The organism is Halobacteriovorax vibrionivorans (assembly GCF_003346865.1).
In the GTDB taxonomy this organism is placed as follows: domain Bacteria; phylum Bdellovibrionota; class Bacteriovoracia; order Bacteriovoracales; family Bacteriovoracaceae; genus Halobacteriovorax_A; species Halobacteriovorax_A vibrionivorans.
Genome location: NZ_QDKL01000002.1, coordinates 1019705 through 1032429, shown reverse-complemented (window position 1 = coordinate 1032429; position 12725 = coordinate 1019705). Strand labels below are relative to the sequence as shown.

The following is a 12725-nucleotide window of genomic DNA, read 5'->3' as shown; positions in this document are numbered from 1 at the left end:
CCGAACTCAGCAGTTAAGCCCGCTAGCGCCAAAGGTAGTGCCAGGGTAACTTGGTGTGAGACTAGGAAGATGCACCTTCTATATAAAAAGCCAGATCAATGATCTGGCTTTTTTTGTTTTAGGGGTTAAAAATCTTTTAAATCCTATCTATAAGCCTTTTCTTTTGCCTTTAGCAACATTTCATATACAATATTAATATGAAGAAAAATATCCTTAAAACTCAACTACTTATACTATTTGTTCTCACGTTATTTTCATTTACATCTTTCTATTTCGGAAATGATCTACCTGATAATTACTTTACAATTACTTCAGAAAACTCAGGCAATATATTAAGTTATTATTTTTTTTCATTGGTAAAGTTAGCTTCTTATTTTAGTGGGCCATGGATTTTAATACCTTTCTTCATTTTTTCTATTTGTCATACTTTCATTTATGATAAGCGAGAGTATTTAGTCGATGTATTGAACTTTTTTCCATTAGTATTTGTTTCTGGAAGTCTTTCATTCTTATTTTTCCAAGACAGTTTAGGATTTGGCCTTCAATACGCATTTAAAAATGGATTCACAACACTTTGGTTATCTATCTATACAGCAGCAGCTTTTGTTGCCTTTCTATTTGGGACTTTCAGAACTGGATTTAAGGATTCTATTGTAAAAACATTCTATTTTGCTAAATCTGTACCGGCCAAAACAGTGAAAGCTAAGCAGGTCCTTCTTGCTCCCTTAGCTAAAAAAGAATCGATTGCTCAGATTGAGCACGATAATAGTCTAAAAAGGAGAATGGATAATATTCTTAAAGATGACTCTAAAAAAGATAAAAAAGAAAAAAGTGGCTTATTTGATTCTTTGAATAAAATTAAAACTCCATCTATTTTAAAATCTAAAAAAGACGATGATGTATCAGATGATTCAAAAGATGAGGATATTGAAGATGCTATTATCAAGCCTACTTTAACTGCAAATACTAATATGCAGGATAAAGTAGATGAAAGTCAAAAGGCTGAGCAAGTCGATCTTCAGCAACAACAGGCTTCTAGTGAAGAGAAATCACCGCAAAGAGAGCCTCAGGTTAAGAAGATCCATGTTACTGCACCTTTAAATAGAATCGCTGATAGTGAAAATGATAATCAATATTTTGATATTGTTGATACGGCAAAAGAAAGTACTGTTGATAAGGTTTCAAATGAGCCAGATAAAGCTTACTTTGAACAAATTATTACACTTCTAGAATCAAAGCTTACAGAATTCAAAATTGAAGGTGAAATTGTAAACGTACTAAAAGGTCCTGTTGTTGATACTTTTGAGTACCGACCAGGTGCAGGTGTTAAGGTTTCAAAAATTACGGGATTAGCAGATGATTTATCTCTGGCCCTTTATGGTGCCCCAATTAGGGTTGTTCCAGCGATGTCTGGTAAGGATACCGTTGGTATTGAAGTCCCTAGAAATCCTCGTGATATCATATATTTAGATGAGGTTTTAAGTTCTCAAGAGTTTCAAGACTCTAAATACTCTCTTCCAATTGCAATGGGGAAGAATGCATTCGGAGACTCATTTGTTATCGACTTAGCGACTTGTCCACACATGTTAGTTGCTGGTGCAACAGGGGCCGGTAAGTCAGTATTTATTAACTCTCTACTCGTTTCTCTTCTTGTGAAGAAGTCACCTGAGAAAATGAAGTTAATTCTTATTGACCCTAAACAACTAGAAATGGCACTTTATAAGAAACTACCTCACTTATTGATGCCTGTTGTGACAGATGCCAAAACAGCATCAATTTCATTATTGTGGGCCTGCCAAGAGATGGATCGACGTTATTCAATTCTTGCAGATTTTGGTGTTAGAAATATTTCTGGATTCAACGAAAAGCTTAAGCGTGCGACACCGGAGATGCTGGCAAAAATTCATCATCACTATGAGGATACGACAGCTGAAAATTACGAACTTCCTTATATTGTTATTATTGTTGATGAGTTTGCAGACCTCGTACTTACAAAAGCTGGGAAAGAAATTGAAAATAATATTGCACGTATTGCTGCAAAAGCTCGTGCTGCCGGTATCCACTTAGTATTAGCAACTCAGAGACCATCAGTTGATGTTATTACTGGTGTTATCAAGTCTAATTTCCCAACTCGTGTTGCCTTTAGGGTTTCATCTCGTACGGACTCAAGTACTATTCTTGATAAAATAGGAGCAGAAAGACTTCTTGGTAAAGGGGATATGCTATATAAACACGGAATTAATACACAACGTGTTCACTCTTCATATGTTGATGAAAATGAAATTGAAGCACTAACTAATAAGTTAGAAGCACTTGAGCCAGGCTTTGATGAAAAAGCAATGGAATTTCTTGAGAATGGTGGAGAGGTTGAAACAGATGATTATACATATGGTTCTCATATCTCGACTCCATCTTCATCGAACTCTGGAGATGCACTTTATGATGATGCGGTAAAAATTGTCATGGAGTCACGCTCAGCGTCAGCCTCAATGTTACAAAGAAGATTGAGAATTGGTTATAACCGAGCAGCAAATCTTATTGAGGAACTCGAAAAGCGTGGTGTAGTTGGTCCTGCTCAAGGGGCTAAGCCGCGTCGCGTCCTCGTCGATGGTAATTCGGCATCATTATAATCTCGAAAGGCCTTGTGCGAGTCTAGTTCAAGGCCTATACATCCTTAAAAATATTACAAAAAAATATTGAATCCCTGAAGTCATCGTGTTAAAAATGCACCATCGCAATATCGCGAAATAAACAGCTGCTCGAAGGGTTGGTCCGTTCGGTTCGAGTTAGTGTAATTAACCAACTTAGGAGTAATAATGTCAGAATTAAACATCAATGATCTATTAAAAGCTGGTGCTCACTTCGGTCACCAAACACACAAGTGGAACCCAAAAATGAAGCCATATGTATTTGGTGAAAGAAACGGTATCTACATCTTAGATCTTGCTAAAACAATTCCAATGGCAAAGAAAGCTCACGATTTCCTAAAGAAGACTGCTTCTGAAGGTAAGCCAATTCTTTTCGTAGCTACAAAAAGACAAGCATCTGAAACAGTAAAGAATGCTGCTGCTTCTTGTGGAGCTTACTACGTAACTAACAGATGGCTAGGTGGGATGCTTACAAACTACAAAACAATTAATCTTTCAATCGATAAACTAAGAAAAGTTGAAAAGATGAAAGAAACAGGTGACTTCGAGCTTCTAACTAAGAAAGAAAGAATCAAAGTTGGAAAAGAAGTTGAAAAGCTTGAGAAAAACCTTGGTGGTATCAAGGATATGAGAAAGCTTCCAGGTGCAGTTGTTATCGTTGATCCAAATAACGAAAGAATTGCAGTAAAAGAAGCTAACAAGCTAGGTATTCCTGTTGTTGCAATCGTTGATACTAACTGTAACCCAGAAGGTGTTGACTACATTGTTCCAGGTAACGATGATGCAATCAAATCAATTACTCTATTCTCTGAGTACTTCGCTGGTGCGATCTCTGCAAGTGGTGGAAAGACTAAAGCTGCTGCAGGAACTAAAGCTGCCGATAAAGCTCTAGAAGAAGAAATTCTTTCTAAGTACGAGAACGATATTGATTTAGCTGGTGAAGAAGAATAATTAAATCATAATTAGCGAGGTATAAGATGGCTATTACGGCAAGCGCTGTTAAAGAATTAAGAGAAAAAACTGGTGCAGGTATGATGGACTGTAAGAAAGCTCTTACAGAAACAAACGGAGACCTAGAAGCGGCAGTTGATTTCCTAAGAACTAAAGGTCTAGCAAAAGCTGCTAAAAAAGCAAGCCGTGTTGCTGCTGAAGGTACTGTAGTATCTGTAGTTGATGGTAACAAAGGTGTAATCCTTGAAGTTAACTGTGAAACAGACTTCGTTGCAAAAGGTGACGACTTCCAAGGTTTCGCAAAATCAGTTGCTGAATGGACTCTTGCTAACAAGCCTGGTTCTGTTGATGAACTTAAAGAAGCTAAAAATGCTGAAACAACTGAACTTACTATGAAATGTGGTGAGAAGATTGATCTAAGAAGATTCTCTGCAGTTGAAACTACAGGTGTTCTTGGTTCATATAACCACGGTGGAAAAATTGGTGTTCTAGTTGATCTAGATACTGATAAGGCCGATGCTCCAGAAGTTGCGGAACTTGCAAAAGATATCGCAATGCACGTTGCAGCTGCTGCTCCAACTTTCTTAACTTCTGATGACATTGATGAGTCATACAAGAAGAGAGAAGAAGAAGTTTACCGTGCACAACTTAAAGAAGAAGGGAAGCCTGAGAACATGATCGATCAGATCGTTAAAGGTAAACTAGGAAAACTTGCTAAAGAAGTTTGTCTTGTTGAGCAAGTATTCATCAAGAACCCAGACTTCACTATCAAGAAACTTGTTGCTGATGTAGCAGGTAAAGTTGGTGGTAACATTACTGTAAAAGCTTTCCATAAAATCAACCTTGGTGAAGGGATTGAGAAGAAAGAAGATAACTTAGCAGACGAAGTTGCTAAGATGACTCAACAGTAAAAATAATTACTAAATATAAGAAAAGGGCTTTTATAAGCCCTTTTTTTTTGCAAGGTTTTGGGGACTTATGAAATATAAAAGAATTCTATTAAAGCTATCAGGTGAAGCTTTAGCAGGGGAAGCTGGTTACGGTGTTACACACGATGTTCTAAATCAAATCTCAGAGGAAGTTAAAGATCTTGTAGAGATGGGTGTTGAAGTAGCTATCGTTGTTGGTGGAGGAAATATTCACCGCGGTGTAGCTGGAGCAACTAGAGGAATGGATCGTACTTCATCTGACCATATGGGAATGCTGGCCACTGTTATAAATGCACTTGCAATGCAAGACTCGTTAGAGCAAAAAGGTGTGTTTACAAGAGTTATGTCAGCTATTGATATGCAAGAGATTTGTGAGCCATATATCAGACGTCGCGCTGAAAGGCATTTAGAAAAGAAACGCGTTGTTATCTTTGCAGCTGGAACAGGTAATCCATATTTTACAACTGATACAGCGGCAGCGTTAAGAGCTAATGAAATTGACGCACAGGTAATCTTTAAAGCAACAAAAGTTGACGGAATTTATGATAAAGATCCTATGAAATATGATGACGCAGTTAAGTTCGATCAATTAAAATATATCGATGTATTAAATAAGGGAATCAAAGTTATGGATTCTGCCGCTATCTCACTTTGTATGGATAATGAGATGGAAATTGTGGTATTTAATATGTTTGAAAATGGAAATATTGCAAAGGCCGTAAGAGGTGAAGCAATAGGAACAAAAGTTATTAAATAAGAGGTGTAAAATGATTAATGAAATTAAAGCTGGCCTTGAAACAGATATGTCAAAAGCAATTGATTCTCTAAAGCATCAACTGACAAAAGTAAGAACTGGACGTGCATCAGCATCTGTTCTTGATGGTGTTATGGTTGAGTATTATGGAGCTCCAACTCCAGTTAATCAGGTTGGGCAAATCTCAACTCCAGAGGCTCGATTACTTCAAATTCAACCATTTGATAAAACACTTATAAGTGAAATTGAAAAATCAATCATCAATGCAAATTTAGGACTAACTCCATCAAATGATGGAAACCTAATTAGAATTCAATTCCCAGCTCTAACAGAAGAAAGAAGAAAAGAGCAGGTAAAAGAAATCAAAAAGATTGGTGAAGATAGCAAGATTCAAATAAGAAATGCCCGTCGTGATGGAAACGAAACGGTAAAAAAGGCAGAGAAAGCAAAAGAGATTTCTGAAGATGATTCAAAGAAGTTTCAAGCTGAAATTCAAACTGTTACAGATAAGTTTACAAAACAAGTTGATGAAATCGTAGCAGGAAAAGAAAAAGAGCTACTTACTCTCTAATAGAAATATGGACTTTCAAGTTAATAAACTTAAACATGTCGCAATTATAATGGACGGAAATGGGCGTTGGGCACAGAACCGCGCCCATCGTCGTGTTTGGGGTCATGTTCGTGGAAGTTCTGTTGTAAGTAATATCGTTGAAAAAGCAGATGATATGGGGGTTAAGGCTTTAACCCTCTATGCATTTTCAACAGAAAACTGGGGACGTCCCCCTTCTGAGATTAGAACCTTATTTCTACTTCTAAAAAAGTTCTTAATTAAAGAACGAAATAAAGTCTTAAAGAATAATATCAAATTCAATATCATTGGTGATATCTCTAAGCTTCCAAAAGATACAGTAAAGATTATCGATGATCTAAAACGAGATTCAAAAGATAATACAGGCTTAAAGCTCACATTTGCGTTTGGCTATGGTGGGAGAGCTGAAATTATTAGTGCTGTTAATAAATTAATTGCTGAAGATATTGAGGTAACTGAGGAGAGTATTTCAAATGCTCTTCATGCGCCTGAACTTGGTGATGTAGACTTAATGATTAGAACTGGTGGCGATCAGAGAATTTCAAATTTCTTATTATGGCAAATTGCTTATGGTGAGTTGTATTTCACTGAAACAATGTGGCCAAATTTTACTTGTACTGAATTTGAAAAAATTATCATGGAAGTTGAAAAACGTGAAAGACGCTTTGGCCAAGTAACAGAAACAGAGTCATTGGCAGCAACAAAGACTCAAGTGAAAAATAATTTTAGATTAATTAATTAAACGGACTTAATAATGACAAATACTCAGAAAAGAATCCTATCTGCGATAGTGATGATAGGAATTGTGGCCATTGCCTATTCAATTGGTGTTATCGGGATTGAAGTTTTACTCATCCTTGTTAGTGCCGCCTGTCTTTTTGAGTTTAGTGTTAATTTCCTTTCTTTAAAAATTGGAAGCCTTTTTTCTATCTTAAATTTCTTTATTCTAATAGGTGTTCAGTCTTGGGCAACATTGAATCCACAGATTTTTGGAAATCAGCTGATCCCTCTGGCGGGATGTTTAGTGAACATTTTACTTATGGGATATTTGTTCATTTCACCAATGGACTCCATGAGATTTGTTAAGTTTCTAAAAAGTATTTCTATAATGTCGATGGTTATCTTTTTGATTCCATTTTTGAACTTACATTCACTTCTTCATCGAGAAAATTGGCAAGGCCTTATAATCATTCTACTTATCTTTAACTTTGGAATGGATACTGGGGCCTGGTTCTTTGGTAAGAACTTTGGCCGAACAAAGTTGTGGAAAGCGGTCAGTCCTAATAAGACAATAGAAGGGCTTATTGGTGGAGCCTTAACTTCAGGTATCCTAGGAACTTTGGCCTGGTATTATTTAATTGGTAATTTTGAGGTAAAATATATACTGATCTTTTTTATTTTGGGAATTTTAAGTCAAGTTGGTGATTTAGTTCAGTCAAAATTTAAAAGACAGATTGGTGTAAAGGACAGCTCAAATTTAATACCTGGGCATGGTGGAGTTTACGATAGGATTGATAGCCTATTATTTGTCATCCCTTTTTACACCTTATTATTAAGCGATAAAATTTTATAAGGAATACCATGTTAGAAAAAGTCGTCATTTTTATTTTATTTTTAGGACCTCTTGTATTTTTTCACGAGCTGGGACACTTCTTATTTGCCAGACTTTTTGGAGTAAGAGTTGAAGTCTTTTCAATTGGCTTTGGCCCTAAATTATTTAAGTGGAAAAAAGGTGATACAGAGTACGCGTTTTCTGCAATCCCTCTGGGGGGATATGTCAAAATGTATGGGGACGATCCATTTAATAAAGATGGTGTTCCTGAAGAAGAAAGAAAATACTCATTTATTCATAAGAAAAAGTGGCAAAGATTTTGGATTGTTTTTGGTGGGCCATTAGCAAACTTTATTTTGGCATTTTTTATTTTCTTTGCATTATTTTTAACAGGAGAAAAAGTTCCTGAGATAAAGATTGGAAATGTTACGACAGAGTCAAAATTTTATAAGCTAGGCTTCAGAAGTGGAGATATTGTTAATAAAGTAAATGAGCATCGTATTACTTCTCCAAGTGATATCGTGTTAGAGAGTGATGGCCATATTCATTCGATTACAGTTAATCGTTTAGGAGAATCAAAAGAGGTTTCAGTTGATATGAAGCCTGAACAATTCTTTCAAGAGCTAGTTAACTATCCTCCGTTTTTACTTCTTCCAATAGTAAAATCAAAGAATGGCGATATTTTCTTAATTTCTAATAGCAACAAGCCTAGTACAAAATATAGCTTAGAAGAGTTATCAATTAACACACAGAAAGTTTACGTGTTTCCAGTTAAAAGTATTGATAGTGAAACTAATAAACCAATATTTGATAAGAACGCTAAAGTTGTAAGAGAGATCGAAGTAAGTGGTGACTTAAAAGAATCTCTTGTCGCTAATGACTTATATCCAATGGACTTAATCATTAAGAGTGTACAAATGAAGTCTCCTGCAGACAAAGCCGGTTTATTGGCCGGTGACATTATTACAAATGTTGGAGGAGAAAGAGTTTACTCTTTTGATCGACTTAGAGGTCGAATTCAGGATACAGATGGGGCAGCAAGCTTAAAAGTTATTAGAAATGGTAAGCTTAAAGATTTTCAGATCACTCCAGAAGTGAAAACTCAAGGTGATGAAACAGTTAAGTTAATTGGTGTTTATAGTTATGGTATTTATGCTCCTGGTAGATATGTTACAACAGAGCCAATGAATTTCTTTTCTGCAATACCAAGAAGTTTCTATCGTACATGGGATGGAGTTGTTAAAACTTTTGAAGGCTTCAAGAAGTTAATTACGGCAGAGGTATCTTTAAAGAATATTGGAGGCCCTTTATCAATTGGAAAGGTTGCTTCTGACTCTTTTAATACATCAATATCGTATTTCTTTCAGTTAATGGCATTAATCTCAATTAATCTTGGAGTTATTAATTTATTTCCTATCCCTGTCTTGGATGGTGGGCATATTGTTTTTCTTATTTTAGAGGCTATAAATGGTGGGCCACTTTCACGAAGAAAGCTTGAGATCGCTCAACAATTTGGTCTTTCAGTACTTCTTCTATTAATGATTGGAGCACTGTTTAACGACTTTACTAGATTTTTCTAATGGCATACTTATTTATTGATACATCACATTTACTTCACTTTGGTCTTCTTGATGAGAACTTCTCATGGATAGAAAGTGAAGTTGTTGAAACAAAGAAGACATCAGAAATTCTGCATGCAAAAGTTCACTCTTTATTAGAAAAGCACAGCATAGAAATAGCTAATCTAAAAGGACTAGTCACTATTGCGGGGCCCGGTTCCTATACTGGCATGAGAGTTGGAGAAGGTTTTGCACAAATCTTTGAATTAGAAAAATTACCGGTATTTTCATTCTATAGTTCAGATATCCCTGAAATGCTCGGAGACACAGATGGGCATTGGGTTTTTCCTGCCTTTAAAAGGGAGTACTATATTCGTACAAGTGGCGAGGAAAAACTTCTAAGTGAAGAAGACTTTGGAGCGTTTGCCGCTGGTGTTGATAAGTCCCTCTTATATACTCATGGGGAAAATGAATTAAGCTCTCAATGTGCTAAGGATACTCGAGATATTCTAATCTCACGGCCACAGTCTATATTTAAGAAGGTTATTTCTGAAAAGATGAGGAAGAGACCTTATTATTTTAGACCCCTACATGTTGAATTTAAAAAGTCTTAGTATGACATGTCAGCATAATATTGGTACTTTATAAGAGTGAAAATATTTTATCTATCTAAGTCGACTATTAATTTCATAATTGTCATAGCATTTCTTCTGATGCTCTTGTTTAGCTTTTATATTTTATTAATCTATCTTTTATTAGTTAGTCTTTTTCTGTTTTTATTTCGTCGAAAATTTATTTTCTTCAAAGAGGATCAGGTTACAACTGCTGGAACGATTTACGCACCCGTTTCAGGTAAGATTTCAGAGATTAAAACGATTGATGATCAGAAGACAGAAATTTCTATAAAAATGAATCTCTTAAGTGGATATGGTATTTATTTACCAATTTCAGGCCGCTTTAATAATGTCTCTTTTAATAATAAAGAACACGGAAATAAAGTAACGATAGAAGATAGAGACAGTAGAAAGATTCGTCTTTTCTTTATCAATTCTATATTTAAAAGAAATCCAGAACTCGTTGTTCTTCCAGGTGATTTAGGAAGAAGACAAGTTGATTTCGGATTTTATCCTTTTGGTGCCACCGTTAAAATGGAGTTAGACAACGTTCAATCTCTGGTTAAGCTTCATGAAAAAGTTCGTGGTGGTGAAACAATTATTGGACGCTACAATGAGGAATCACATGAATAAATATGATGCACAACCACATCGATTAACATTTTTTCTACCAAATACATTCACAGCATTAAATATGGGTTGTGGTTTTGCAGCTATCATTATGGCAACAAAGGGCCTTTATTATGGTGCTTGTATGATTCTTATCCTGGGTGCAATTTTTGATAGTGTTGATGGACGTATTGCTAGATTAACAGGGACTCAATCAGAATTTGGTGAGCAGTTTGACTCAATTAGTGATGTCATCTCTTTTGGTATGGCACCGGCCTTTATGATTTATTTTAAATATTTTCAGGATCTTGGTCGTGCGGGAATGATCATCTCTTTCCTCTATCTCCTATGTGGAGCACTTAGGCTTGCAAGATTCAATGCTAATATTAATAAAGTTCCTTCTAACTACTTTCAGGGGTTACCAATTCCTGGAGCGGCCATTGCTATAATTGGTTTTATTATGGTGACATTAGAATTCGATTTTGGAATGTATAGAAATTACTATGCAGCCGCTTATGTTGTTTTCTATGCCTTACTAATGATCTCAAATATTCCCTTTAATTCTTTTAAGAACTCTGATTATGTTAGAAAGAATCGAAGAAAGGTTCTTGCTTTAATACTTCTAATCCTTGTTATGGTCTTTATTTACGAGAAACTGATGATTTTCGTGCTCATTTCTGCTTATGTGCTTGGATGTATGGTGTATAATATATTCAGTAAAGACACAAAAGTTGAAATATTTGACTGGGAAGACAATGATGAAGAAAACGAATCTTAATCTCTATATTTTATTAATAGGATTATTATTTTCATTTAATGGTTTTGCTGAAATATCTGGCCATACTGTTTCAGGAGAGTTGGATCCTAAAGATTCTCCTTATGAAAACTCAGACTCTAGTGAACCATCTGATAATACTTCAGTACCTAATATTTTTGGCTCTGTTCCTCAACAGTATACAGAAGAGGAGCTTAAGGGTGCTCAAATGTCTGCCAAGGATAAGAAGTGGCTTGAAAGTGCTTCTGAAGAGGATTCAATTCTTTTTAAATCTCATAAGAATGAATACGCAGAATTTACGACAGAAGAAATTCTAAAAGATACATATCAAGCAACAAAGTCGCAGATTGGCTTCTCTTATATATATGATACGTTTGATTATTATGATAATTCGGGAACATTCGAAAATACCTTTAATAATAGCTCAGCAGAAGCTGACTCAGTCCAAGCCGGTTATTTATTTGCAAGTTATAAGCACTATTTCCAAAGAAATTATATTTCAACATTCTTTCAAGGAAATGTTGGTGTCTCTTTTAATTCGGGAAAGGGAAGCTTTAATACAGGGGCCTTATCTCAAACGACATTTAACTTATGGATTTTTCCTATCGATTTAAATCTTGGTTTAAAGATTAATCCGAGTCGCTATTTTTCTTTAACTCTGCAAGGTGGACCAACTATAGCTCCAATATGGCAAAATCGAGATGACAGAGAAGATGGTGAAGACGGAAAAGATATAAGACAAGTTGGATATGGCTTTAATGGATCTGCATCTCTTGATTTTTCTATTTATAATATATTCCCTGAGTTTGGCCTAAGTTTGAAAAAGTTTAGTGATGTATCTGATATGAGCATTAGTTTAGTGGCCAGAACAATGGAATTATCTGGATTTAAAAGAGAAGACTTTAAAGTAACTGGAACCTCTTTCGGGATAGGTTTTAACTTTGAATACTTATAAGATTACTTTTTCATATAATGGTAGCGGCTTCTTCGGTTGGCAAAAGCAAATAGATCAAAAAAGCATTCAGGGTGAAATTGAAAAAGTCGTTCAAAAAATTTCTAAATCTCAAGATATTCAGGTTGTAGGATGTGGACGAACAGATGCAGGAGTGCATGCTGTTAAACAAGTTACCCGTGTAAAAATGCCCCTGAAGATTGAAGAAGATAGTTTAAAAAATGCATTAAATAGCTTATTGCCTGAAAGTATTAGAGCAAGCCATGTTGAGATGGCCCATGATGACTTTCAGCCTGTGTATGATGCAAAATCAAAAACCTATCGCTATGTCTTTAGTTTAAAAAAAATCGCAAATCCATTTTTAAAAGATACGGTCTCTTTTATTGGGAAGGATATTAATCTAACTAAGATGAATGAGGCATGTAAGATCTTTATTGGCAGGCATGACTTTGAGGGATTTTCCACTAAAGGAACTCCTGTGAAGACGACTATCAGAGAGATAACTAGATGCCACATCTTTAAAGAAAATATAAATTATGGGCCAGGACTAAGTGAAGATGTTTACATCTTTGAGGTTTCCGGTAGTGGATTTCTTAAGCAAATGGTTCGACTAGTTGTGTCAGCAATTTGGTCATATGCTGAAGGAAAGATTGAAGAGAGAGATATTCTTAATCAATTTAATAATTCGAGTGAGAATAAGATCGCTCCAACAGCACCACCACAAGGTCTTTACCTCTTTGATGTTCAGTATTAACCAATCTTATACACCTAAAACCCTGATATTCATTGACTT

13 protein-coding genes are annotated in these 12725 nt (G+C 35.5%); all 13 read left to right on the top strand.

Annotation, left to right across the window (positions count from 1 at the left end; translation table 11 throughout):
• Positions 1-197 precede the first annotated feature (197 nt).
• The 13 genes from DAY19_RS10835 to truA all read left to right on the top strand — a co-directional run bounded on the left by DAY19_RS10835 (position 198) and on the right by truA (position 12686).
• Positions 198-2630 carry a DNA translocase FtsK gene (locus DAY19_RS10835; protein WP_115362266.1) on the top strand — a complete coding sequence of 811 codons (2433 nt, stop codon included), beginning with the start codon at positions 198-200 and terminating at the stop codon, positions 2628-2630.
• Positions 2631-2816: 186 nt separating this feature from the next.
• Positions 2817-3599, top strand: a complete 783-nt coding sequence (rpsB, locus tag DAY19_RS10830) for a 30S ribosomal protein S2 (RefSeq protein ID WP_115362264.1) — start codon at positions 2817-2819, stop codon at positions 3597-3599.
• A gap of 26 nt (positions 3600-3625) precedes the next feature.
• Positions 3626-4510, top strand: coding sequence for a translation elongation factor Ts (tsf, locus tag DAY19_RS10825; RefSeq protein ID WP_115362262.1), 885 nt, complete (start codon positions 3626-3628; stop codon positions 4508-4510).
• Between the two features lie 67 nt (positions 4511-4577).
• Positions 4578-5285: a UMP kinase gene (gene pyrH, locus DAY19_RS10820; RefSeq protein ID WP_115362260.1), complete on the top strand. Its 708-nt coding sequence runs from the start codon at positions 4578-4580 to the stop codon at positions 5283-5285.
• Between the two features lie 10 nt (positions 5286-5295).
• Positions 5296-5853 (top strand): ribosome recycling factor, encoded by a 558-nt coding sequence (gene frr / locus DAY19_RS10815; protein WP_115362258.1) that lies wholly within the window; start codon positions 5296-5298, stop codon positions 5851-5853.
• Between the two features lie 7 nt (positions 5854-5860).
• Positions 5861-6613 carry a polyprenyl diphosphate synthase gene (gene uppS / locus DAY19_RS10810; RefSeq protein WP_115362256.1) on the top strand — a complete coding sequence of 251 codons (753 nt, stop codon included), beginning with the start codon at positions 5861-5863 and terminating at the stop codon, positions 6611-6613.
• Positions 6614-6625: 12 nt separating this feature from the next.
• Entirely contained in the window at positions 6626-7444 is an 819-nt protein-coding gene (locus DAY19_RS10805) for a phosphatidate cytidylyltransferase (protein ID WP_115362254.1), read from the top strand.
• A gap of 8 nt (positions 7445-7452) precedes the next feature.
• Entirely contained in the window at positions 7453-9003 is a 1551-nt protein-coding gene (rseP, locus tag DAY19_RS10800) for an RIP metalloprotease RseP (RefSeq protein WP_115362252.1), read from the top strand.
• The gene (locus tag DAY19_RS10795; RefSeq protein ID WP_115362250.1) at positions 9003-9596 is read left to right on the top strand and encodes a hypothetical protein; all 594 of its coding nucleotides are present in this window, start codon (positions 9003-9005) and stop codon (positions 9594-9596) included. Before rseP ends, DAY19_RS10795 begins: the two co-directional genes overlap by 1 nt.
• A 36-nt stretch (positions 9597-9632) precedes the next feature.
• Positions 9633-10229, top strand: coding sequence for a phosphatidylserine decarboxylase (locus DAY19_RS10790; protein WP_133296944.1), 597 nt, complete (start codon positions 9633-9635; stop codon positions 10227-10229).
• On the top strand, positions 10222-10983 hold the full coding sequence (gene pssA, locus DAY19_RS10785; protein WP_158536883.1) for a CDP-diacylglycerol--serine O-phosphatidyltransferase: 762 nt from the start codon (positions 10222-10224) through the stop codon (positions 10981-10983). The genes DAY19_RS10790 and pssA overlap by 8 nt, the downstream gene beginning before the upstream one ends.
• Complete coding sequence (locus DAY19_RS10780; protein WP_133296943.1) at positions 10964-11935, top strand: hypothetical protein; 972 nt, start codon at positions 10964-10966, stop codon at positions 11933-11935. The genes pssA and DAY19_RS10780 overlap by 20 nt, the downstream gene beginning before the upstream one ends.
• The gene (gene truA, locus DAY19_RS10775) at positions 11922-12686 is read left to right on the top strand and encodes a tRNA pseudouridine(38-40) synthase TruA (protein ID WP_115362242.1); all 765 of its coding nucleotides are present in this window, start codon (positions 11922-11924) and stop codon (positions 12684-12686) included. Before DAY19_RS10780 ends, truA begins: the two co-directional genes overlap by 14 nt.
• The last annotated feature ends 39 nt before the right edge of the window (positions 12687-12725 follow it).